Source organism: Paenibacillus sp. S02 (assembly GCF_019454065.1).
GTDB classification, from domain to species: domain Bacteria; phylum Bacillota; class Bacilli; order Paenibacillales; family Paenibacillaceae; genus Paenibacillus; species Paenibacillus polymyxa_B.
Genome location: NZ_CP073682.1, coordinates 423,755 through 447,123, shown reverse-complemented (window position 1 = coordinate 447,123; position 23,369 = coordinate 423,755). Strand labels below are relative to the sequence as shown.

Below are 23,369 nucleotides of genomic sequence, written 5' to 3'. Positions count from 1 at the left end.
TACGCGAATGAAGATGACGGGAGAGTCTGTCCAGGGAGCCTACACTCTGGCGGCACCGAAGGAGCAAGACGCCAGCACCCGGCTGGCGGATAATCTCTCAGGTCCATGTATCGTCATCTGACGCAACTCTGGAGAGAGCGCAAGCCACCCAAGGGGTAAGGCGGTAAGAACACCGCACGAAACTCTCAGGTAACGAGGACAGAGATAAGGGAAACTTCCTTATCCTGTCCTTTTTTGTGCTCACATTGTGCGTCAGCATTAGGAACCGTCATAACCGCGCAAAGACGCGGAAATACCATAAAGTATGGTATTAGAACATACAGGGGGCCACACCATGCGTTTCAAAGATGTATTTTCTATTATCGGTCCGGCCATGACCGGACCTTCCAGTTCACACACCGCAGGCGCGGTACGGCTCGCACGCGTTGCCCGGCACTGGCTCGGGACGCAGCCTGACCGTGCCCGCATGACACTGTACGGCTCCTTTGCCGATACGTATAAAGGACACGGTACAGACCTGGCGCTCATCGCAGGGCTGCTTAATTACGATACGGACGATCACCGGATTCCGGATGCCGAGCAATGGGCAGAGCAAGCCGGGATGGCCGTGGAATTCGCCGTCAGCGGACTCCCCGCGCCTCATCCGAACACTGTCCGTTTCGAGCTGTGGAAGGGCGAGGATCAGCGCACACTGTTGGGCTCCTCCATCGGCGGCGGCAGCATCCATGTCCAGCAGCTTAACGAATTCCGGGTCAATCTGACCGGGGAGCTGCCTACGCTGGTGCTTCTCCACTCGGATAAGCCCGGTACATTGGGCGCGATAACTTCAGCGCTGGGCGCGGCCCACATTAACATTGCCTATATGCACGTAGATCGCAAAGGCCGGGATGGTGAAGCACTCACCGCCATTGAAACGGACAGTTCTGCTCCAGCTGAACTGATTGCGGAACTGCGTTCTTTACCTCATATGTATGAAATTAAGATGATTAATTTGAAAAAAGGAGCTGAATCCGATGCGGTTTAGCCATCTGCATGAAATCAGCGCTTTATGCGCTGAAGAATCCACCACAATTGGCCGCTTGATGATTCAAGAGCAGGTACAAGAGACGAATACAACGGAGGAAGAAATCTTTCGCCAAATGTCTGATTATTATGAAGTCATGAAGGAAGCCGTTCATCGCGGTCAGACACAAGACACCGTATCCCGCAGTGGATTGACGGGCGGTGACGGCAAGCGCCTAGCCGAGTATCTGCGGTCAGGGGAAACCTGCTCCGGTGATGCCTCCGCGCTCGCCATGGCTTATGCCCTCTCCGTGTCGGAGGTTAACGCATCCATGGGTCGCATTGTCGCCACGCCTACCGCAGGCTCATGCGGGGTTATCCCTGGTGTGTTCATCAGTGCGCAGGAGCGGTTCGGCTGGGATGATGAGCATATGGTGAACGGCCTGTTCGCCGCTGGAGCCATTGGCTACGTGATCGCCAACAACTCCTTCATTTCTGGCGCGGAGGGAGGCTGTCAGGCTGAGATTGGCTCAGCTATCGGGATGGCGGCTGGCGCTATGGTCGAGCTGCGCGGTGGTACGCCTGAACAGGCTGTTCACGCCGTGGGTCTCGCTCTTAAGAACACGCTCGGCCTGATTTGCGACCCCGTCGCCGGACTCGTGGAGATTCCGTGCATCGTGCGCAACGGGCTGGGAGCCGTGACTGCACTTGCCGCAGCGGACATGGCTTTGGCGGGTGTGCGCAGCGCTATTCCGTCTGACGAAGTCATCGACGTGATGCTTGAAGTCGGCAGTGCGATGCCGTCGAAGCACCGCGAGACCGCCAAAGGCGGCTTGGCCCAGACGCCGACTGGCAAGCGTTTGACCGAATCACTTACACGCAACACACCGACCAAGAAGGAAAAGTCATAATTTATAAGCGGTAGCCTCCTTAAAATAAAAGAGCAAGCATATCGTCCTTGGACGTATGCTTGCTCTTTTGTTTTACTGAACGGTTACCTGTACCTTCGTCATTTTACCTGCATATTTCACAGTAATTACAGCTTTGCCCTTGCCCTGTGCCTTAATGTTACCGTCTTTGACGGTCGCAACAACAATTCTGGACGAGGACCAGACTGCCGGTTTGGAAACATCCTTCTCCGACTCATCCTTATACGTGGCTGTAGCCGTAACCTTAGCCAGCTGTCCTGCCTTCAAATTCAAAGCAACTTCGTCTGTTTGCAGGTATTTAAGCGTATCAACATCCACGGGTACGCTGATTACCTTCCCGCCAAACTTCGCCTGAATGTTAGCTTTACCGTAGCTAACCGCAGTAACCTGACCCTTTTTAACAGTGGCTACCTTGTAATTAGACGTTTTCCATTCCGCTTGGGCCGTAACGTCCTTTTCTTTACCATCACTGGATTTAACCACAATCGCGATGGTTTTTTGATCTCCAGATTTGAGCGATAGCGCGATTGCATCCGCTTCAATCTTTTGCGCTACGTCCACTTCTACCGTAAACGTAATGTTTTGCTTGCCATATGAAGCAGTCACCGTTGCCTTACCGCTACCATTCGCTTTGATCAAACCTTCGCTAACTTCAACCACTTTTACATTGCTAGTTGTCCAAGTGGCGTCCTTGGTTACATCTGTTTTTGTACCGCCACTCTTAACTCCTGTTACTTTCAGCTGCTTCGTTTCCTGAGCACCAAGCGCAATTACACGCGAGTCTGTTTCCAGACGATCTACAAGGCCCACTTGTACGTTTATTGTCAGTTTTTTGCCGTTGTAGGTCGCTGTAATAACCGCTTTACCAGCGGATTTACCCGTAATCGTTCCTTTGGACACGGAAGCAATATCTTCCGCACTTGAAGTCCACTCTGCATCCTGTGTCACGTCTTCTTTACGTCCATCCGCATAAGTAGCTGTCAAAGTTGCAGTATAGTCCTCATCAATATCAATCGTTGCCGTTTTGGAGGACAAAGACAGATCACCGGGTACATTTACAGATACCGTAGCTGTAGCTGTTTTGCCGCCATAAGAAGCGGTGATGGTAGCCTCACCTGTTTTATAACCTGTGACTTCTCCCGCGCTGACAAAAGCGATATCTTCATTGCTGGACTTCCACTCTGCCTTACTTGTGATATCTTCTTCCGTACCTGTTACGTACGTTGCGGTCAGCTTGAGCTTTTTGGATTCCTTGGCATTCAGGCTCAGCTTGTCCTCACTCAAATCCAGATATCTGGAGGTTTCGACATCTGTCTTGATCGAAACGGTCTTATCTCCATACTTAGCGGTCACCGTAGCCGAACCCGCTCCAATGGCCATAATCGTTCCCTTATTCACAGTCGCAATTTTTTCATCGCTTGATGTCCAAGTAGCTTTATCTGTGATATCCGTTACCGTCCCATCTGGATAAACGGCAGAAACTTGTATTTTTTTAGATTCATCCAGACGGAGAAAAATATTGGATTCGCTGGCTTTCAGCTTATTCGTTTGATCGACATCTACCGAAATCGTAGCGGACATCGTGCCATATTTACCTGTAATTGTCGCCTTTCCCGCGCTATAGCCGGTAATGGTGCCTTTCAGTACATCCGCCACAGCTGCATTGCTGGAGCTCCACTCAGCGGACTCTGTCACGTCCTGTACCGATCCATCCGGGAACGTCGCTGAAAGTTTAACCTTCTCAGCATCCTTCAACAAAAGAGAAACCTCTGATGAACTGACATCGAGACGTTTAACCTGCTCCACCTGCACAGCAATGGTTATGGTCTGTTGACCATATACGGCCTTAATATTGGCTGTACCTGCTCCCTGAGCGGTAACCAATCCGTTAACTACTGTTGCTACCTTTTGATTATCGGAGGTCCAAGTAGCATCACCCGAAACCTGAGCTGTTGTATTATCACTGTATGTCGCTGTCAAATCAACCTGTCCTGTACCGCTTGAACGCAAGTTCAGGCTTTGTACACTGGATGTCAGCGCCTTAACCTTTTTCGTTACATGCACCTGAACCGATTGCACCTTCTCTTTATAGGTCGCAACCACGGTGGCTTCCCCTTCAGCCTTGGCCGAAACTGTACCGTTATACACGGTAGCAATAGTTGTATTATCACTTTTCCAATCCGTGCTTACGGTTACATTCGAGGTTGTCCCATCGCTAAAAACAGCAGTAGCCGTCAACGCAGCCGTATCTCCCTGCTGCAAAGTTACCTCGTTAGAGGAAAGGACAATCTTGGAAAGCACCGCATCCGCAGCAGATGCAAACCCTGCATATGATGTAAAACTTGAGATCAGGATGACCAACGCCAGAAAACCGGACCATCTATTCTTCAAAATCTAATTCCCTCCCATTTCAAAACTTAAATTAAGGATTTCGCAAAATCCTTACACCTACGTTTTATGTCGTCATATGGAAAAGAATAGTTTAGGCTTTGAAGGAAATTTGGTCCTTATTAACTAGATCGTTTTTGATAAAGATTAGACATTACAATTTGTGTAGCTTCAGAGCCATAGTGAAGAGTTTTCTCAACAGATCCACAATCTCGCATTTACAAACAGCTATAAGCTGCTGCGCGAACTCTCAAATGATGGTATTCTTCCATACTAGGAGACAGCTGATGCATATAAACGACGGAGAATTGTTCGCTTGGATCTATAGAAACCCAAGTGCCCGCTGCTCCCGTCCAGCCAAATTCTCCAATAGAACTATTTGCATGCCCAGCCGCTTTATCAATTAACGTGCGCACGCCCAGTCCGTAACCATAACCTGTATGATATGAATTAGTAAAATCCAACAATTGATCTGTATTCAGATGATTGGTGCGCATTAAATCAATGGTTTTTCTCCCTAATAGCCTCACACCATCTACCATACCTCCATTCGACAGCATTTGTGAAAATGTAAGGTACTCCTTAACTGTCGAATACAGACCTGCGCCCCCACTTTCATATATAGCATCTGGCTGATGATACTCATCCAAGAAACCCTCTATTTTCTCTAGCTCTCCGGCGTCTGTCCGTTGGTAAAAGGAGGCCATTCGCGATTCAATATCTCCACGATATCGGTAACCTGTATTGTTCATTCCAAGCGGATCAAATATTTCATCCTTTAGGAATTGCCCTAATGATTTACCTGAAATCACTTCAATAAGACCTGCAACCAGGTCATGTCCATATCCGTATAACCAGCGTGTGCCCGGCTCAAAAGAAAGCGGAATCTCAGAAAGCGCTTTAATTTCTGTGCGCAGATCATATTTCCCCTGCTTTTCCTTTAACGTTGTAAGGACCCTTTGCATTGCCCGTCCTGTCTCTGAAGGCTCGGAAGCGTAAGGAAGACCCACACTCATATTGAATATATGCTTAATTAAAATGGGTTTCTCCGCCTTATCCACGTAGGTGTATCCGTTAGGAGCGGTTTTGAATACATGCGCATTACGATATTCGGGAAAATATTCATACAAAGGCTCATTCAACAAAAATTGCCCACGTTCGTACAGCATAAGTGCAGCCGCACAGACAACAACCTTTGTCATGGAAAACAATCGATACACTGTATCCTCAGTGATTGGCTTTCGGGCTTCCAGATCAGCATATCCATGATACCCTTCATACAACACTTTACCATTCTGGGCAATGGCACAACCGCAACCTGCCGGCCCATTTGCTACGAATTGTTTCAATAGTTGGTCTACCTTGTCAAAACGAGACATATTCATCCCTCCTATTTTTCCTTCAAAGAAACAAACTTCCCCTCGCACTCTAATTTCCTGTTCCAACAAGCTCAGCGTGATCCCTTGTAAGCGCTTATTCCCCGCATTTATTTTAACGGTAAACTTGGTAAATACATAGATTATTTGTCATAATCAGATGGCTTTACATTAACAGCTCAGCCACCGTTTCCTTCCAGCGATGGATCACCGATTCCGGTTCCTTGAGACGAACCGTGACACCTGTCAAGATATCCGCATATTGGGCTGAATCTTCTCTGGCTGCAAAAACATGAGCCGCAAATCGCTCACGTACATGCTTGGCTCCAGGCAAAGCAGGCAGATGTTCCAGCGACAACCGCACATAATGCGCTTTTCCTCCGGTAAATACCGCAAGCGTCGCCTTCCCAGTCCGAATCATGTTGCCCGTCGTGGTCGTACCCGGCCATAGTGCCAGACGCAAATTTCCCTCGTCCAGCGCTACAACCTCACCCACACTAATCATCGCTATGTGCGGCCACTGATCCTCCGTGACCGTCAGCAGCATCATGGCTTCATGCTGCTTGTCCTCCAATACCTTGCCGTCCAGTAGCGTGAACAGTTCCTTACCGATCCTTGGTGTCTGCATGAAGTATAATCCCCTTTACATTTGGCCTATAACTTCAAAGTACCATAATTTACGGCTACTTACGAACGACCCTATTTCCGCTCTGGAATAGGAGGAACATGAGCAGCATTCAGAATATCTTTGGGATTTACCTTAAAAGCCGCTTTATACTTTGCTGGATCAGTAATGCTATTCGGTTCCGAGGTCCGCCATGTGAACAGGCATACAGGGCACAACAAAACCTCCCAGGCACCTTCAACCGGCGAACGGGAAACAACTTCTGAACGATTGGACTCACAACGGGGACAAATATGCATCTGTCAGCACTCCTTTAATCTTTCTTTATTTTTAAAATAGTTAGCGAAGCATCTGGCTCAATTTTTTCTCCCATTCCGCTACACCCAGCGGGGAATCAAGCGGCTGCGAGTAGTGGCCTCTAATATCCGGTGCCACAGGTGTCGTCGCATCCAGTATCATTTTGTGGGTCATACCTGCCGGATCAGAGCCGGGATCAAGCGGTAAAATAGACAAACCAGGAACAATGACCGCATCATGCTTCGGATGCAGCTTGGTGGATAAAGCCCACATGACCTGCGGCAGATTGAACGGATCGACCTCCTCATCCACCACAATCACCAGCTTGCAATACCCCAATCCATGCGGAGTCGTTAACGCACGCATTCCCACAGCCTTCGCAAAGCCGCCATACCGGGTTTTCGTGGAAATAATAGCGACCAGCCCATGCGTATACATAGCATTAACGGCTACGATTTCATTAGGAAAAGCATCTCTAAGCTGCTGAAATAACGGTACACTTGTATTCACGCCGATCATATAATCCGTCTCCGTCCAAGGCAGCCCGATGTACAGATGCTCGAAAATAGGCTGTTTGCGGTGATATACACGATTAATTTGAATGACTGGCATCGCGCGGCCACCGGAATAGTGACCTGTAAATTCACCGAATGGACCTTCATACTCACGTTCACCTACTAACACTTCGCCTTCCAAAATGACCTCGGCTCCCCAAGGCAGATCCAGATCTGCATCCTTCGCTTTGACCACACGATATGGTTCACCCTGAATAGCGCCCGCCATCTCATATTCGGATTGATCGTACAGCAGCGGCGTAGAAGCAGCCGTTGTAATAACAGGCTCACATCCGAGGGCAATAGCGACCTTCAGATTTTCGCCGCGCTCCTCAGCCTGACGGATATGGATCGCAATATCATGCTGTGGTACAGGCTGGATGCCCAAACGGTTCTTGCCTTTCACTTGCATCCGGTACAAGCCGACATTTTGCTTACCGTAGGTGTCCGGGTCATCCAGATCGCGTGAAATCAGAATTGCTTTATCCAGGTAAAATCCTCCGTCCCCCTGATTCAAGCGAAACAACGGCAATATATCAAACAAATTAATATCTTCTGTAATCTCGACTTCATGAAAAGGAGCAGTTTCTTCCCGCTTCACAGGCACCGGAAATTGTTCATAGCGTCTGGCAAATTCAAAAAACTGCTCCTTGAGCGGCGTGTTTTTCGGCATTCCCATCATAAGAGCATGATTGGGCCAGGAGCCCATCACATTCATTGCAATACGAGCATCGGTATAGCCATAGATATTGTTGAAAAAGAGAGCAGGTGTCTTATCTCCAAGATTGCTTAATGCTCTGTTAGCTGCTGCTAGATCCGGCTCCGGCTTTACCTCATCGCTGATCGTGAGTAATTGTCCCTCCTTTTCCAAGGTGTGTAGAAAATCGCGAAAGTCTTTATAAGCCATCATTCATTCTCCTTCGTCTTTCGATTTCTCAATTCTGGTGCAGTCTGGAGTCAGTCTGCTTCATTCCATCCCAACGTTTGGCTGCGGTTGTGACAATACCGAACTGATCCAATGCGCGAAAAACAATATGATCCACTAATTCCTCGATACTTGCAGGATGATTATAAAAAGCAGGCATCGGCGGCAGGATCATCACGCCCATACGTGACAGCTCCAGCATATTTTCCAGATGGATACTGCTTAATGGTGTTTCCCTGGTCATGAGCAGCAGCTTCTTTCGCTCCTTCAGCATCACATCCGCTGATCGGGTAAGCAGGTTGTCCGCCATACCTATACGAATAGAGGCAAGGGTCTTCATGCTGCAAGGAGCGACGACCATGCCGTCTACTCGAAAGGAGCCGCTGGAAATACGCGCAGCCTGATCCTTATACGAGTAGACTGCATCCGCCATTGCCTCCACTTCCTTCACCGTATAGCCTGTCTCATAGGGAATGTTCGCAATAGCCCACGGGGATAGCACCAGATGGCTTTGGACTCCAGCCTCTCGTAATTGTTGCAATATACGGATACCGAAGATCGATCCTGTCGCTCCCGATATTCCTACAATGATTTTCTTCATATGTCCCCTCCTTCCATCCCATCGTTTTATGTTCACCCATGCATTACTGTCAAAAATTATACGCCTGTTCCTTGCACACGAAAAATATATATAATATATGGAATACATACTTTAAAAGTATCCAAATTGAAGCGTTATTTAGAAATAAGGAGGAATTCCAATGGACATGAAGCATCTGCATTACTTTTGCGTCATCGTGGAGGAAGGACAAATCACCAAGGCCGCCAGAACGCTCAACATGGCCCAGCCTCCGCTGAGTCAACAACTCAAAAATATGGAGGACGAGCTTGGCGTAAAGCTGATTTACCGTGAAGGAAAGAAGTGGGAGGTTACCGAGGCCGGATATACACTGTATACACGCGCCAAGCGATTATTGGCTGAAATGGAGGACACCTGTAGAGAAATTGGGGAGTTTGAAAACAAAGTAACCGGCACACTGTCTATAGGCACGTCATCCGCCTGTATGTCTCTGATTACTGAACAACTCAGTCGCTTTCATCAGGTTTATCCAGAGGTATACGTTAAAATAGGACACGGAGACACACATCATCTGGAAGAACTGCTGCACCAAAATAAAGTTGATCTGGCCCTGCTGCTGCTTCCGGTAGATGACAAATCGTACCATACGATTGAACTGGAGGGCGTTTCTTTTGTTGCGGTTCTTCCGTGTGAATGGGCAGATCGCCATCCCAGTGAGGAAATTACATTACAGGAAGCTGCCAGCTATGACCTCTTGTTGGGACGCCGAACAGAAGGACACGGACTGTACGAAACCGTCATCCGCAAATTTCAGGAACACCATCTTATTCCGCGCGTCGTACTGGACTGTCCAGAAATATCGACCATTCTCTCGCTCGTTTCCACAGGCATGGGAATTACCATTATTCCAGACGCTGGCTTGGGACAAGAATACGGGGACAGATTTCGCACACTCTCCATTAAGGAGCCATTCCCCTTCACACAGCCTGCCGTCGTATGGCGCAAGGATCGTTATTTATCCAATGCAGCTCGCAAATTTGTTGAACTGCTACAAGCTGGAGACACGAAAAAGACTGCTCCCGAGTAGATGCTCTACCGCTCTACTCCTGAAACAGTCTGATGCTTGAAGAACTTCCTTCATTCGGTCGTTGATACCGTCTTATTTGACTCCCTGATGTCTATACTCGGTTGGAGTCATTCCACATTTCCGCCGGAATACCTGTGTAAAATGCCTCATATCCTGATAACCGATCCGCTCTGAAATATCAGCCAGCCGCAGATGAGGATCACTGAGCAGCCGCTTCGCCTCCTCCATACGCAAGCAAATGACGTAATCCTTGTAGCCTTGTCCCGTCTTTTGCTTGAATAACTGGCTGAAATACACCGGATTCAAAAATACGATTGAAGCCACCTTCTCCAGCGACAGTTCCTCTGTAAAGTGAGCCCGAATGTATTGCAATGCCACATCTACCGTATGCATGCCTTTGCGGAGACATTCTCCTGTATCCGCTGCTGCGGCTGCAATCTCCTCTGGCGTACGTCTTAGTCGCGCCACCTCTTCAGGTATGGAGGCAAAATTGTGATGAACACCCGAACGTGTAATTTGTAGGGGCAGCTTCACATAACGCTTCAAATGGGATTCGAGCAACGTCTCTAGCCGTGCGGCCTCTGCCTCATCTCTTAGCCTTGCAATGCCCAGCAGACTATGGCGGTCTAGACTGACGACAAAGCCGCTGCCTCCTGCCTCAATGAGCTCGGACAGTACATTTTCAATCATAAAATGCTCTAGATGCGTCTGCTTGTGATCAGGTTCCATGCGAACCATGAAGAGATGGAATTCCGGATAATTTTCGACAAAAGGCTGTATATCCAGCTTTCCCGTATCCAGTCCAAGGGCATAGCGTTGGAAAACGGCTTCACGCAAATAAACCATATTGGATTTGAGAAGCCTACCCTCGTTCGCCTGCTGCGAGGCCACAAGCGCTTCGGCTGCCAGTATTTCAATGCATTCCAGCAGCTTTTTTTTACCAATCGGCTTTAACAGGTAGTCTTTGGCACCCAGCTTTACTGCTCTTTGTGCATAATGGAAGTCGGAATGGGCCGAAATGACAACCCACTGCAGATGAGGATGCTTTCGCTTAGAAATACGCATGAATTCCAGACCATCCATACCGGGCATCAGGATATCAGTTAATACAATATCTACAGGATGCTCCGCCAGAATACCTGCTGCCTCCTCGGTGGAAGCAGCGAGATGAATGCCGCAGGTTGGTAGAGCTTGGCCAATGGTACGCCGAATCCCCTGCCGAATCATATTTTCATCGTCAGCTATCAGAATATTCATGTTTCTCCTCCTTCTGTGGCAGAGGCACACTTACAGTGACTGTTGTTCCGGCCCCAGGTACGCTAGAGATCCGTAGGCCGTACTCTTCTCCGAACATGTGCCGTAGCCGTAAATTTAGGTTTTGCAGGCCGATGCCTCCCGCCTGCCCGCTGCCCGCCTGTTTGCCGGGTTCTGCCAAAGCGACCTGGACCACCTCCCATCGTTCGTACTCCATCCCTGCACCGTTGTCGATGATGTGCAGGCTCAATACACCGCCATATTCCTCCGCTCTGACGAGCAGCTTGCCACCTGTATCCGCATGAAGAGGCTCCAGTCCGTGCTTCACCGCATTTTCAATCAAGGGCTGTAAGGTCATTTTCGGCAAGCGGATATCCATCCATCGTTCTTCAATATTGATGTCTACAGATACCCTGCCCTCCAGCCGAGCTTGAATAATGGTGAGATAGTGGCCAACCTGCTCCACTTCTTCACGAAGGCTTACATCGGCCCCCTCTTCCCAATGGCTGCTGTAACGGAACATATGGGATAAGGAGAGGACTACCTCTCCGAGCTGATCTTGTCCCTTTTCGTCCAGCATCCAATAGATCATATCGAGCGTATTATACAGAAAATGTGGATTGACCTGCGTCTGTAGCGCGTGCAGCTCCGCATTTTTTTCGCTGACCGATGATATACGCACCAGCTCGATTAGCTCTGCAATTCGTCTTACCATATGGTTGAAAGAGGTAGCTAGCTGATTGATTTCTTCATAAGATTTAGTGTTTACCGTATGACGGAAATTTCCTGTCTCTACACGCTTCATTTCCCGAATGACTCGCTTGAGTGGAAAGGAAATGCTCCTGGAGACGATAGATGCAATTAACGCCGACACAATAATAAGTATAGGCGCCACGATAAATAAGTACCTTTGATTTTGCACCAGCTCCACGTTCAGATCCTCACTGGGTGTCACACTAATCACAGACCAGTCGGCAAACGGCAACTTGGAAGCGATTACAACTTTTTCATTACTTCGATTTACAATAACATCCTCCTCCGGTACCTGCTGCTCTAGATTTTGCAAATCCGGTGGCGGATCAGAGGAAGTGGCCGACACAATTCGATTTTCATGACCCAACAAATATACCTGACTATTGGTGCCCAGCCGCAAATTGTGGAGAGCGGACAAAACAGATCGCGGCTCAGCCTCAAACAGGACAATACCAATCGGCTTGTGCTCATCCAGATCATAGAGCTGCCGTCCGAACGCAAACACAGGTCTGGTTTCCACCTGATCAATGACAGAGTGAGGATACACGCCCAGCCATGCAATTTTGCCCGCCGACTTTCGAATTTCCTTATACCATTCCGTATGTTCGTAATGAGTATCAATGACATTCATATAATTGCCATAGTTATATACCTTGCCTGTGTCTGTGATGACATGGATGCCAATCAGATCCTCACGCGAATAATAGATAGCCCCCAGAATATTCGTAATCGTACGTTCGTTAATGTAATTGACAGCAGGTAAGTCACTGCTATCCGTCGTCAACAGACGCACCAAATCCATATTGTTGCTGATCGATTTGGAGAGACTGTTATAGCTGCCGAGTAGCAATTCGAACAGGCCTGCCGTCTGGGATACATTTTTACGCGCCAGCTCGCTGACCTTATCATGGAACTGCACCGTAGTACGGTTGTAAAATAATAGACTGACCGCCAGCACAATGCCGGACATGCTCAACAGGAACAGAACAAACAAGCGGTATTGAATGGATTGAAAACGGCGCATCATACCTCCGTGCGCTCCTTTCGCATCGGCCGCCTATCCTTTAACCGCTCCCGCAACCATGCCCTTGGTGATATTTTCGGACAGAACAAAATAAATAATAATGACCGGTAAGGCACCCATGACTAGAAAAGCACCAATATTACCATAGTTCACAGAATACTGGCTGACGAACGTATATACGCCGAAAGGGAGAGTTTTGAGCTTCTCGGACGAGATAAAGGTGGCAGCCATAATGTATTCATTCCAGATGTTAATGAAAGTTAAAATACATACCGTCATGATAGGCGGAATCGAGATGGGTAAGATTACACTGCGGAAAATACGATAAATGCTCGCTCCGTCAATGTAAGCGGATTCTTCAATTTCGTGGGGAATGGACCGCATAAAGCCGGATAGGATGAAGACCGCAATCGGTGTCTGAAAAGCAATATAGGGTAAAATCAGTGAGAAATACGTATTCAGAATATGGACGTTTTTAAACATCACCATCAGCGGCAGCAGTGTAGCTTGCATCGGGATCATCATCCCGATCAGAAACAAAGTCAGCACAACAGCCCCGAAGCGCCAACGAAAACGTGTAATCGCATAAGCAGTCATTGAGCTTAATAAAATGACGAAAATCATCGTAACCCCGGTCACCAGCACACTGTTTCCTAAATAACGCAAGTAGCTCCCTGATTCATAGGCTTCCTGATAGTTGTGCCACTGAGGCACTTGAGGGAGTGCAAAGAAGCTTGAGCTCAATATCTCTTCATTCGTCTTCAACGAATAGGTCAGCAGCCAAAAGAGTGGATACAGCTGCGTGACAATTAAGATTGCCAATAAGGTAAAGACTCCCGTTTTTTTCAAGGCATTCAACAGTTCCATCTCCTTTAGCTTACCTTATTTTCGATTCGTTTGAAAACAAAATTTATCACAATTGTAAATGACAAGCAAATCACTACGAGAATTGAAGCCAATGCGCTGCCATATCCGTATTTCATCGATAAAAAGGACATATTGTACATATACGTAGATACTGTATCCGTTGCATGAGCTGGTCCTCCACCCGTCATCACCCAGATCAAATCAAACGATTGCAGGGAGCCGATAAATGCTAATACAATTGATATCTTAAAAATAGGTACGATGAGCGGTAGCGTAATATAGCGGTCTGCTTTGAATCCTTCAGCTCCATCAATTTTGGCTGCTTCGTACAGCTCATTCGGTATATTTTGTACCCCGGTAAACTGGATAAGCAAATGATAGCCAAAATACTGCCACAACGATACAAAATAGAGGGCGTACATCGCTATCTGCGGTTCCGTCAGCCATGAGCGCGTCCAGCTTTCCAGCCCAATCGCCAGCAAAATACCGTTCAGCATTCCACCCATCGAGACTGGATTATAGATCGTCTTCCACAGCTGCCCGATAATGACCACCGACAGAATAACCGGCAGAAAATACATCGTTACCAGCGTATTGGCCTTACGCACATAGCGATTAAGCAAGATCGCCAGCAGCAGACAGAACGGAATTTCCAGCATGGAAAACACAGCAAACATCATAGTCCGTTTCACGGACGGCCAGAACACTGAATCTGCTGTAAAAATCCGCTCAAAATTAGCCAGCCCCACGAACTTTGCCTCGGCGATTCCGTTCCAATCCAGCAATCCGCAATACACCGACACCAGAATCGGAACAAATACCATACAGGTATACAACAACAGGCAGGGTAGCACAAAAACGGCAATGGTACGTGCTGGCACCTTCAGTACATTCATGCTCTAATCTCCTTTGTGTTGATTCTGAACATCTTCTGAGGATGCACAACCTACATGATTTCCAATCAGGGAAGGAGCATGCCGCTCCCTCCCTAGTGTCAGCTACTTCAGGATTTTGCAAAATTCGATTCCAGTCGCTCCAAAGTGCAATATCTAGACGAACTAGGCCATTTCGATCTATATATTGATCAGTGGAAGTCGCTTATTGGATTTTTGCAAAATACTCACTTATTTATTCGCTTCATAAGTGTTCTGATGTTCCTTGGCAACTTGTGCAGAGTCTTCTTTTTGCACGAACAGGTTTTGAATGCTACTCAGATGCGCCTGCGCAATAGCCGGATTCATCGTATTATCAAAAGCGAGATCGCCCCCTTTTACATTCTTGAACAGCTCATTAAGACTAATCGCTAACTCGGAGTAGCCCGCTTCCTTCAGATCACCTTTCATTTTCTGACCACTGCCAATCGCATTTTTCAGATCAAACTGAATTTTGGGCATCTCTTTAATAAAATAGTGCAGAAAATCCTTCGTCTCCTGTAAATGTTCACTGTTCGCAGAAACCGCAAATGCGCTGCCCGGCGCAATTACATACTCATTCACATCACCCTTGCCATTTACCGTAGGGAATTGAAACGCTCCTACCTTACCCGCTACCGAAGAAGCATCAATAGACCCCGTTTCCCATGTACCCATGATATACATCGCGGCTTTTCCTGTTTTAAAAATATTACCGCCTGCATTGTAGTCAATAGATGTAGCTCCATCCGGGAAAGCTCCTGCCTGCACCAATTCCTGAAATGCATCCACCGCTTCCACAAAAGCTGGGTCGTTAAACGTCTTTTTACCGTCCAGTACATCATTGAGAAAATTCGGCCCTTCATTCGTACGCAACAAAATATTCATAAAAAGGAGGGAACCCGTCCATGAATCCTTTTCCCCAATGGCAATCGGAGTAATTCCCTTCGCCTTCAACGTCTTGACCGTCGTAATCAGCTCGTCAAAGGTGGTCGGCAACTTCTGAATTCCCGCCTGCTTGAACAGTTCTTTATTGTAAAACACCACTTCTATATTGTTACCGTCCGGAAAAGCATAGAGCTTATCGTCGAAGCTATAGTAATTAAGAAGTCCATTCTGAAACGTATCTTTTAACCCCTCTTTATCAGCCACATCGTTTAATGGAGCCAGCAGCCCGGCATCAACGAATGGCTTCATCTGTGCAGCCGGGTTTACAATCGTGATATCAGGTACTTCCTTCGCCGCTGCCTGTGTTTTCAGCTTGAGCTTTTGTTGATCTGTATTTAGCGAATCCAATTCAATTTTAACATGAGGATGATCCTGCTCGTATTGACCTACAATTTGCTTAATCATTTTGTACGAAGGGGTGCTCGGATCAGGATTAATGTTTTGAAAGGTAATCGTAACATCTTTCGTCGCGGTGCCTCTGCTCTGCTCTCCTGAATTTCCCGGACTTGCGCTTTGTCCGTTATTACAAGCTGCCAGCGTCAATGCCAAGGCGCTCGCCATCACAATGGCAAACGCTTTCATTTTTGTTCTGCTCATGATCCTTTTCCTCCTCTTGTTGAAGCATTGCGCAATTTGCCCTCCTTATTGGTGGACACTCAATGCCCGCTTGTTCTTTTCATTATGTTCCATAGAAAAGACGTGAACAATGCGTGAACTTAAGGAGACGGGTTTGTTTTTTCAAGCCCTCATTTGCGTGCTTCAAAATTCATTCATATCATAACTTGCAATTTATCTAGAACACAGGCATAATATGAATAAGATCATTGTTTGATAATGATTATCATTATTAAATGATAAATACACATAGACTTTAAAGGAGGCAGGACCGCAGTGAAAGAAGCTTTTAGTAAAACCTCCCTGCATATTGATGATTATTTGGATCTTCTCAATCTTGCCGTACAAGTCGGAGATACAAAGTGGCAAAAAGAAATTACCCGTAAACTTCAAGCCTTGAGTGTCCTTCAGACAGAACAGGTTGAAATAGATTAACTTCCCCAGTTAATACTGTCCTCAGTTAAAAATGCTGACTAGGCACCACTATACAAAGGACAACCAGGATACCGTAAAACTTTTGACCGAATCCACGATAATGATCTTTCATGTGAATGATAAATGAATCGGTTATAGGAAAAAGAGCACAGCCCGTTAAGGCTGTGCTCTTTTATCTTGCTTGGCGACGTCCTACTCTCCCAGGACCCTGCGGTCCAAGTACCATCGGCGCTGGAGGGCTTAACGGTCGTGTTCGGGATGGGTACGTGTGGAACCCCTCCGCTATCGCCACCAAACATGAATTTACATCGTAAATTCTACCATATGGTTATTCGGTTCATCACTTATCGTGTGAATGAATAGCCATGCGCTTGTTGTATGTCACTTGTACATACCTTCAAGGTTACACCCTGAAAACTGGATCCGAAACTCATTTGCGTTTTATTTTAGGATAAGCCCTCGACCGATTAGTATTGGTCAGCTCCATGCATTACTGCACTTCCACCCCCAACCTATCTACCTCGTCGTCTTCAAGGGGTCTTACATACTGGGAAATCTCATCTTGAGGGGGGCTTCACGCTTAGATGCTTTCAGCGCTTATCCCTTCCGTACATAGCTACCCAGCGGTGCTCCTGGCGGAACAACTGGTACACCAGCGGTACGTCCATCCCGGTCCTCTCGTACTAAGGACAGCTCCTCTCAAATTTCCTACGCCCACGACAGATAGGGACCGAACTGTCTCACGACGTTCTGAACCCAGCTCGCGTACCGCTTTAATGGGCGAACAGCCCAACCCTTGGGACCTACTTCAGCCCCAGGATGCGATGAGCCGACATCGAGGTGCCAAACCTCCCCGTCGATGTGGACTCTTGGGGGAGATAAGCCTGTTATCCCCAGGGTAGCTTTTATCCGTTGAGCGATGGCCCTTCCATGCGGTACCACCGGATCACTAAGCCCGACTTTCGTCCCTGCTCGACTTGTAGGTCTCGCAGTCAAGCTCCCTTCTGCCTTTGCACTCTTCGAATGATTTCCAACCATTCTGAGGGAACCTTGGGGCGCCTCCGTTACTCTTTAGGAGGCGACCGCCCCAGTCAAACTGCCCACCTGACACTGTCCTCGCACCGGATTACGGTACCAAGTTAGAACCTAGATACGATCAGGGTGGTATCCCAAGGATGCCTCCCTTCAAGCTGGCGCTCAAAGTTCTACGGCTCCCACCTATCCTGTACAGATCGTACCCAAATTCAATATCAAGCTGCAGTAAAGCTCCATGGGGTCTTTCCGTCTTGTCGCGGGTAACCTGCATCTTCACAGGTATTAAAATTTCACCGGATCTCTCGTTGAGACAGCGCCCAAGTCGTTACGCCATTCGTGCGGGTCAGAATTTACCTGACAAGGAATTTCGCTACCTTAGGACCGTTATAGTTACGGCCGCCGTTTACTGGGGCTTCGGTTCATAGCTTCGCCCCGAAGGGCTTACCACTCCCCTTAACCTTCCAGCACCGGGCAGGCGTCAGCCCGTATACTTCGCCTTGCGGCTTCGCACAGACCTGTGTTTTTGCTAAACAGTCGCTTGGGCCTTTTCACTGCGGCCCCCTCGGGCTATTCACCCTACCGAGGCACCCCTTCTCCCGAAGTTACGGGGTCATTTTGCCGAGTTCCTTAACGAGAGTTCTTCCGCGCGCCTTAGAATTCTCTTCTCGCCTACCTGTGTCGGTTTGCGGTACGGGCACCTTCTCCTGGCTAGAGGCTTTTCTTGGCAGTCTGAGATCATGACCTTCGCTACTACAATTTTCGCTCCCCATCACAGCCCAGCCTTACGATGTGCGGATTTGCCTACACACCAGCCTCACTGCTTAGACGGACATCCATCAGTCCGCGTCACTACCCTACTGCGTCACCCCATCGCTCATAACGGATTACGGTGGTACAGGAATTTCGACCTGTTGTCCTTCGACTACGCCTATCGGCCTCGCCTTAGGTCCCGACTTACCCTGAGCGGACGAACCTTCCTCAGGAACCCTTAGGCTTTCGGCGGATCTGATTCTCACAGATCTTTTCGTTACTCATACCGGCATTCTCACTTGAATGCAGTCCAGCGCTCCTTACGGTACACCTTCAACCCGCATTCAACGCTCCCCTACCCCTGATGCAAGCATCAAGCCATAGCTTCGGTGGTGTGTTTAGCCCCGTTACATTTTCGGCGCAGAGTCACTCGACCAGTGAGCTATTACGCACTCTTTCAATGGTGGCTGCTTCTAAGCCAACATCCTGGTTGTCTGTGCAACTCCACATCCTTTCCCACTTAACACACACTTGGGGACCTTAGCTGATGGTCTGGGCTGTTTCCCTTTCGACAATGGATCTTAGCACTCACTGTCTGACTCCCGGAACTAAATCTATGGCATTCGGAGTTTGACTGAGCTTGGTAACCCTTGCGGGCCCCGCACCCAATCAGTGCTCTACCTCCACGATTCTTTTTTCCGAGGCTAGCCCTAAAGCTATTTCGGGGAGAACCAGCTATCTCCGGGTTCGATTGGAATTTCTCCGCTACCCCCACCTCATCCCCGCATTTTTCAACATGCGTGGGTTCGGGCCTCCAGTGCGTGTTACCGCACCTTCACCCTGGACAGGGGTAGATCACCCGGTTTCGGGTCTACGTCCACGTACTCATTCGCCCTATTCAGACTCGCTTTCGCTGCGGCTTCAGCTCTTCACCTTAACCTTGCACGGGAACGTAACTCGCCGGTTCATTCTACAAAAGGCACGCCATCACCCATAGATCGGGCTCTGACTTCTTGTAAGCACACGGTTTCAGGATCTATTTCACTCCCCTTCCGGGGTGCTTTTCACCTTTCCCTCACGGTACTGCTTCACTATCGGTCGCCAGGGAGTATTTAGCCTTGGCAGATGGTCCTGCCGGATTCATACGGGGTTTCACGTGCCCCGCACTACTCGGGATCCGTCTCGGAGAGAACAAGTTTTGAACTACAGGGCTTTTACCTTCTCTGGCGGGCCTTTCCAGACCTCTTCATCTAACCGGTTCCTTTGTAACTCCATGTGAGACGTCCCACAACCCCAAGGAGCAAGCTCCTTGGTTTGGGCTAATCCGCGTTCGCTCGCCGCTACTGACGGAATCACTATTGTTTTCTCTTCCTCAGGGTACTTAGATGTTTCAGTTCCCCTGGTCTGCCTCTATTCTGCCTATGTATTCAGCAGAAAGTGACTGTCGATGAAGACAGCCGGGTTTCCCCATTCGGACATCCCCGGATCAAAGCTTGCTTACAGCTCCCCGAGGCTTTATCGTTGTTCGCCACGTCCTTCGTCGGCTCCTGGCGCCTAGGCATCCTCCGTGTGCTCTTTGTAGCTTAACCTAGTATTTACATCGTAAATACGATTTGCTTTGAACTTCGGTTCAACACTTACGTGTGAATGAAATTCAAGGCAGCTACCTTTATTTCACTTGTTTACACAAGATCAGCTTAAAGGAATATTCTAAAACGCAATTTCGTTTCGGTATCCAGTTTTCAAGGTGCAATTCGCTTCATCGAAGCGAAACCCGATGAATATTTCGGTTCCACACGGATGTGTGAATGAAACATTCGTCGAAGCTTGAGAGTTTGAGCTCTCAAAACTGAGCAACGAGTGAGTAACAGGCCTAAACCTGAGTTTTGAAGCTTACGCTTCATATTTGAATGTTTCCATTGCAGGAAACGATTCTCCATAGAAAGGAGGTGATCCAGCCGCACCTTCCGATACGGCTACCTTGTTACGACTTCACCCCAATCATCTACCCCACCTTCGGCGGCTGGCTCCCTTGCGGGTTACCCCACCGACTTCGGGTGTTGTAAACTCTCGTGGTGTGACGGGCGGTGTGTACAAGACCCGGGAACGTATTCACCGCGGCATGCTGATCCGCGATTACTAGCAATTCCGACTTCATGTAGGCGAGTTGCAGCCTACAATCCGAACTGAGACCGGCTTTTCTAGGATTGGCTCCACCTCGCGATTTCGCTTCCCGTTGTACCGGCCATTGTAGTACGTGTGTAGCCCAGGTCATAAGGGGCATGATGATTTGACGTCATCCCCACCTTCCTCCGGTTTGTCACCGGCAGTCTGCTTAGAGTGCCCAGCTTGACCTGCTGGCAACTAAGCATAAGGGTTGCGCTCGTTGCGGGACTTAACCCAACATCTCACGACACGAGCTGACGACAACCATGCACCACCTGTCTCCTCTGTCCCGAAGGAAAGGCCTATCTCTAGACCGATCAGAGGGATGTCAAGACCTGGTAAGGTTCTTCGCGTTGCTTCGAATTAAACCACATACTCCACTGCTTGTGCGGGTCCCCGTCAATTCCTTTGAGTTTCAGTCTTGCGACCGTACTCCCCAGGCGGAATGCTTAATGTGTTAACTTCGGCACCAAGGGTATCGAAACCCCTAACACCTAGCATTCATCGTTTACGGCGTGGACTACCAGGGTATCTAATCCTGTTTGCTCCCCACGCTTTCGCGCCTCAGCGTCAGTTACAGCCCAGAGAGTCGCCTTCGCCACTGGTGTTCCTCCACATATCTACGCATTTCACCGCTACACGTGGAATTCCACTCTCCTCTTCTGCACTCAAGCTCCCCAGTTTCCAGTGCGACCCGAAGTTGAGCCTCGGGATTAAACACCAGACTTAAAGAGCCGCCTGCGCGCGCTTTACGCCCAATAATTCCGGACAACGCTTGCCCCCTACGTATTACCGCGGCTGCTGGCACGTAGTTAGCCGGGGCTTTCTTCTCAGGTACCGTCACTCTTGTAGCAGTTACTCTACAAGACGTTCTTCCCTGGCAACAGAGCTTTACGATCCGAAAACCTTCATCACTCACGCGGCGTTGCTCCGTCAGGCTTTCGCCCATTGCGGAAGATTCCCTACTGCTGCCTCCCGTAGGAGTCTGGGCCGTGTCTCAGTCCCAGTGTGGCCGATCACCCTCTCAGGTCGGCTACGCATCGTCGCCTTGGTAGGCCTTTACCCCACCAACTAGCTAATGCGCCGCAGGCCCATCCACAAGTGACAGATTGCTCCGTCTTTCCTCCTTCTCCCATGCAGGAAAAGGATGTATCGGGTATTAGCTACCGTTTCCGGTAGTTATCCCTGTCTTGTGGGCAGGTTGCCTACGTGTTACTCACCCGTCCGCCGCTAGGCTATGTAGAAGCAAGCTTCTACATAGCCCCGCTCGACTTGCATGTATTAGGCACGCCGCCAGCGTTCGTCCTGAGCCAGGATCAAACTCTCCATTAAAGACCAACCGAAGTTGGTTTATAGAAAGAGCGATAAGCTCATTTTGAAACTGACGAGATAAAAATATCTCTTGTTTGATTTTGCGAACAAAATCGTTTTACTCACTCGTTGTTCAGTTTTCAAAGATCAAACATTTCTCTTTCGCTGCGTTTTTCAGCAGCTATAAGATCATATCATGTTCGTTTCAAAAATGCAAGGGTTATTTTTTTTCTTTTTTTGAAGATCATTTCACCCAAACTTTTCGCTTTTGAAACTGCTGTTTTGTTGTCAGCTCAAATAATATATCATTTTCAGCAAAAGAAAGCAACTTGTAAATAATTACTTTTTCCAAACTTAAAATCCCTTCCACCTTTTAGTCAACCATTATTAGCTCCAACGTTATTTCAGAACAGCTAGTTCATAAAATGTCATGTGTTCAGTTTCATTTACTATAAATACATTATTGGTAATTAGCCGCTATACGGCGTTGATTAGTCTTTTTTTGTAATCTATGTTGTTCGTTACCCCATGTGCTAGATTGTTAGAAGACATGCAGCAAGGCGAAGTCTCTTGGACCCCGCCTAATGGTATTCATAATATTAGAGGCGACAAATTTCATGGGCACATTGGCCGTACGAAGGACAGCAGCACATGCCACGTAATACCTTGAGATCGTGAATGACAATCTTTCCATCCCTTGTATCTAGGGTTCCTTGCTCTTTAAGCGCGCTCAGCATCCGGTTCACACTCTCTCGCGTCGCTCCAATCATCTCACCTAATTCGGAGTGACTTAGCTTCATATTTAGTAAAATGCCATCCTTCACAGCCACGCCACATGTATTGCTAGCTCGGATCAATGTAGACGCTAGCGCTCCAGTTTTACCATACAACAGTAAGTCCCGAAAACGCGATTGCATAATGCGTTGCTTCATCGCCATCCACTGGATGAACTGAAGTGCCATTTCCCCATTTTTGGACAAGAGCGACTCCAGATCCTTAACAAGCACGACGCCTAACTCACACACATCGGCTGTTTCCGCAGTGCAACTATACTCTTCTCCATCTATCCCGCTAAATTCTCCAATTAAGTCGCCTTGATGCTGAATGGTCAGAATCAGTTCTTTACCATCTTCTGTCGATTTACGAAGTTTAACATGACCTGAATGTATATAATAAAGCTGCTCTGCATCATCGCCCTCTCTGAAAAGCATAACGCCTGCCTTTACCTTCTTCCAGGACATAATATCTTTTAGCAGATCAAAATGTTCTTCTGTCAAATAAATCTGAATTCCCGTGCGTTCCGCTTCGTCCCCAAACCGTTCCATACAAGTGGCTTGCATGTTAGCGTCCTCCTCGTGTTTACCTGATATCTATATCATAATGTTTTAATGCCTGGGTTGTTATCGGGAGAACACCTGATTTTATACCTTCCTACTCCCTGATTTACTGTGATAAATATCACTCCAGACGTAAGCTAACGCCCCATTTATCGGCCTTTTCCCTACTCCTTACCCGACCTGATGAAAAGTCAGTGTTT

General features: G+C 48.1%; 16 protein-coding genes, 3 rRNA genes and 1 riboswitch. Of the genes, 4 read left to right on the top strand and 15 right to left on the bottom strand.

Translation table 11 applies throughout. From position 1 onward, the window contains the following. Window positions 1–7: 7 nt before the first annotated feature. Window positions 8–123, top strand: a riboswitch (glycine riboswitch). 211 nt (window positions 124–334) lie between these two features. Both sdaAB and sdaAA read left to right on the top strand, forming a co-directional pair. Beyond that, window positions 335–1,024 carry an L-serine ammonia-lyase, iron-sulfur-dependent subunit beta gene (gene sdaAB, locus KAI36_RS02005; RefSeq protein WP_013308430.1) on the top strand — a complete coding sequence of 230 codons (690 nt, stop codon included), beginning with the start codon at window positions 335–337 and terminating at the stop codon, window positions 1,022–1,024. Then, window positions 1,014–1,913 (top strand): L-serine ammonia-lyase, iron-sulfur-dependent, subunit alpha, encoded by a 900-nt coding sequence (gene sdaAA / locus KAI36_RS02000; RefSeq protein WP_220026782.1) that lies wholly within the window; start codon window positions 1,014–1,016, stop codon window positions 1,911–1,913. Before sdaAB ends, sdaAA begins: the two co-directional genes overlap by 11 nt. A 72-nt stretch (window positions 1,914–1,985) precedes the next feature. Here the strand turns inward: sdaAA and KAI36_RS01995 are convergent, their stop codons facing one another. From KAI36_RS01995 to KAI36_RS01970, 6 genes are all read right to left on the bottom strand, one after another. Continuing rightward, on the bottom strand, window positions 1,986–4,322 hold the full coding sequence (locus KAI36_RS01995; protein ID WP_220026781.1) for an Ig-like domain-containing protein: 2,337 nt from the start codon (window positions 4,320–4,322) through the stop codon (window positions 1,986–1,988). A gap of 215 nt (window positions 4,323–4,537) precedes the next feature. Next, window positions 4,538–5,698 carry a serine hydrolase domain-containing protein gene (locus tag KAI36_RS01990; RefSeq protein WP_220026780.1) on the bottom strand — a complete coding sequence of 387 codons (1,161 nt, stop codon included), beginning with the start codon at window positions 5,696–5,698 and terminating at the stop codon, window positions 4,538–4,540. 163 nt (window positions 5,699–5,861) lie between these two features. Beyond that, window positions 5,862–6,323 carry a pyridoxamine 5'-phosphate oxidase family protein gene (locus KAI36_RS01985; RefSeq protein WP_025723840.1) on the bottom strand — a complete coding sequence of 154 codons (462 nt, stop codon included), beginning with the start codon at window positions 6,321–6,323 and terminating at the stop codon, window positions 5,862–5,864. Between the two features lie 71 nt (window positions 6,324–6,394). Next, the gene (locus KAI36_RS01980; RefSeq protein ID WP_220026779.1) at window positions 6,395–6,619 is read right to left on the bottom strand and encodes a non-oxidative hydroxyarylic acid decarboxylases subunit D; all 225 of its coding nucleotides are present in this window, start codon (window positions 6,617–6,619) and stop codon (window positions 6,395–6,397) included. Window positions 6,620–6,659: 40 nt separating this feature from the next. Beyond that, the gene (locus KAI36_RS01975; protein ID WP_220026778.1) at window positions 6,660–8,078 is read right to left on the bottom strand and encodes a non-oxidative hydroxyarylic acid decarboxylases subunit C; all 1,419 of its coding nucleotides are present in this window, start codon (window positions 8,076–8,078) and stop codon (window positions 6,660–6,662) included. A 28-nt stretch (window positions 8,079–8,106) separates the two neighbouring features. Next, on the bottom strand, window positions 8,107–8,697 hold the full coding sequence (locus KAI36_RS01970; RefSeq protein ID WP_025723836.1) for a flavin prenyltransferase UbiX: 591 nt from the start codon (window positions 8,695–8,697) through the stop codon (window positions 8,107–8,109). Between the two features lie 160 nt (window positions 8,698–8,857). On the opposite strand from KAI36_RS01970, the gene KAI36_RS01965 reads away from it, so the two are divergent. Beyond that, entirely contained in the window at window positions 8,858–9,763 is a 906-nt protein-coding gene (locus KAI36_RS01965; protein ID WP_220026777.1) for a LysR family transcriptional regulator, read from the top strand. A gap of 72 nt (window positions 9,764–9,835) precedes the next feature. Here KAI36_RS01965 and KAI36_RS01960 read toward each other — a convergent pair whose 3' ends face one another. The 5 genes from KAI36_RS01960 to KAI36_RS01940 all read right to left on the bottom strand — a co-directional run bounded on the left by KAI36_RS01960 (window position 9,836) and on the right by KAI36_RS01940 (window position 16,117). Continuing rightward, the gene (locus KAI36_RS01960) at window positions 9,836–11,020 is read right to left on the bottom strand and encodes a response regulator (protein ID WP_220026776.1); all 1,185 of its coding nucleotides are present in this window, start codon (window positions 11,018–11,020) and stop codon (window positions 9,836–9,838) included. After that, the gene (locus tag KAI36_RS01955) at window positions 11,001–12,797 is read right to left on the bottom strand and encodes a sensor histidine kinase (RefSeq protein WP_220026775.1); all 1,797 of its coding nucleotides are present in this window, start codon (window positions 12,795–12,797) and stop codon (window positions 11,001–11,003) included. Before KAI36_RS01955 ends, KAI36_RS01960 begins: the two co-directional genes overlap by 20 nt. A 30-nt stretch (window positions 12,798–12,827) precedes the next feature. Further along, window positions 12,828–13,661, bottom strand: coding sequence for a carbohydrate ABC transporter permease (locus tag KAI36_RS01950; RefSeq protein ID WP_371917997.1), 834 nt, complete (start codon window positions 13,659–13,661; stop codon window positions 12,828–12,830). 5 nt (window positions 13,662–13,666) lie between these two features. Next, entirely contained in the window at window positions 13,667–14,557 is an 891-nt protein-coding gene (locus KAI36_RS01945) for a carbohydrate ABC transporter permease (protein WP_220026774.1), read from the bottom strand. A gap of 228 nt (window positions 14,558–14,785) precedes the next feature. Beyond that, entirely contained in the window at window positions 14,786–16,117 is a 1,332-nt protein-coding gene (locus KAI36_RS01940; protein WP_220026773.1) for an extracellular solute-binding protein, read from the bottom strand. A gap of 294 nt (window positions 16,118–16,411) precedes the next feature. Here KAI36_RS01940 and KAI36_RS01935 point away from each other — a divergent pair, with 294 nt between their 5' ends. After that, complete coding sequence (locus KAI36_RS01935; protein ID WP_180984517.1) at window positions 16,412–16,570, top strand: hypothetical protein; 159 nt, start codon at window positions 16,412–16,414, stop codon at window positions 16,568–16,570. A 179-nt stretch (window positions 16,571–16,749) separates the two neighbouring features. Here KAI36_RS01935 and rrf read toward each other — a convergent pair. From rrf to KAI36_RS01915, 4 genes are all read right to left on the bottom strand, one after another. Beyond that, window positions 16,750–16,866: ribosomal RNA gene (gene rrf / locus KAI36_RS01930) — 5S ribosomal RNA — on the bottom strand. 151 nt (window positions 16,867–17,017) lie between these two features. Then, window positions 17,018–19,944: ribosomal RNA gene (locus tag KAI36_RS01925) — 23S ribosomal RNA — on the bottom strand. A 353-nt stretch (window positions 19,945–20,297) separates the two neighbouring features. Beyond that, window positions 20,298–21,853: ribosomal RNA gene (locus tag KAI36_RS01920) — 16S ribosomal RNA — on the bottom strand. The 16S, 23S and 5S rRNA genes sit together here, the layout of an rRNA operon. A 578-nt stretch (window positions 21,854–22,431) precedes the next feature. Continuing rightward, window positions 22,432–23,172 (bottom strand): Crp/Fnr family transcriptional regulator, encoded by a 741-nt coding sequence (locus tag KAI36_RS01915; protein ID WP_025718906.1) that lies wholly within the window; start codon window positions 23,170–23,172, stop codon window positions 22,432–22,434. Window positions 23,173–23,369 lie beyond the last annotated feature (197 nt).

Excerpts from the sequence above, each read along its gene's own strand:
- sdaAB (WP_013308430.1), top strand. The coding sequence starts at position 335 with ATGCGTTTCAAAGATGTATTTTCTATTATCGGTCCGGCCATGACCGGA.
- sdaAA (WP_220026782.1), top strand. The coding sequence starts at position 1,014 with ATGCGGTTTAGCCATCTGCATGAAATCAGCGCTTTATGCGCTGAAGAA.
- KAI36_RS01990 (WP_220026780.1), bottom strand. The coding sequence starts at position 5,698 with ATGTCTCGTTTTGACAAGGTAGACCAACTATTGAAACAATTCGTAGCA.
- KAI36_RS01985 (WP_025723840.1), bottom strand. The coding sequence starts at position 6,323 with ATGCAGACACCAAGGATCGGTAAGGAACTGTTCACGCTACTGGACGGC.
- KAI36_RS01980 (WP_220026779.1), bottom strand. The coding sequence starts at position 6,619 with ATGCATATTTGTCCCCGTTGTGAGTCCAATCGTTCAGAAGTTGTTTCC.
- KAI36_RS01975 (WP_220026778.1), bottom strand. The coding sequence starts at position 8,078 with ATGGCTTATAAAGACTTTCGCGATTTTCTACACACCTTGGAAAAGGAG.
- KAI36_RS01970 (WP_025723836.1), bottom strand. The coding sequence starts at position 8,697 with ATGAAGAAAATCATTGTAGGAATATCGGGAGCGACAGGATCGATCTTC.
- KAI36_RS01965 (WP_220026777.1), top strand. The coding sequence starts at position 8,858 with ATGGACATGAAGCATCTGCATTACTTTTGCGTCATCGTGGAGGAAGGA.
- KAI36_RS01960 (WP_220026776.1), bottom strand. The coding sequence starts at position 11,020 with ATGAATATTCTGATAGCTGACGATGAAAATATGATTCGGCAGGGGATT.
- KAI36_RS01955 (WP_220026775.1), bottom strand. The coding sequence starts at position 12,797 with ATGATGCGCCGTTTTCAATCCATTCAATACCGCTTGTTTGTTCTGTTC.
- KAI36_RS01950 (WP_371917997.1), bottom strand. The coding sequence starts at position 13,661 with ATGGAACTGTTGAATGCCTTGAAAAAAACGGGAGTCTTTACCTTATTG.
- KAI36_RS01945 (WP_220026774.1), bottom strand. The coding sequence starts at position 14,557 with ATGAATGTACTGAAGGTGCCAGCACGTACCATTGCCGTTTTTGTGCTA.
- KAI36_RS01940 (WP_220026773.1), bottom strand. The coding sequence starts at position 16,117 with ATGAGCAGAACAAAAATGAAAGCGTTTGCCATTGTGATGGCGAGCGCC.
- KAI36_RS01915 (WP_025718906.1), bottom strand. The coding sequence starts at position 23,172 with ATGCAAGCCACTTGTATGGAACGGTTTGGGGACGAAGCGGAACGCACG.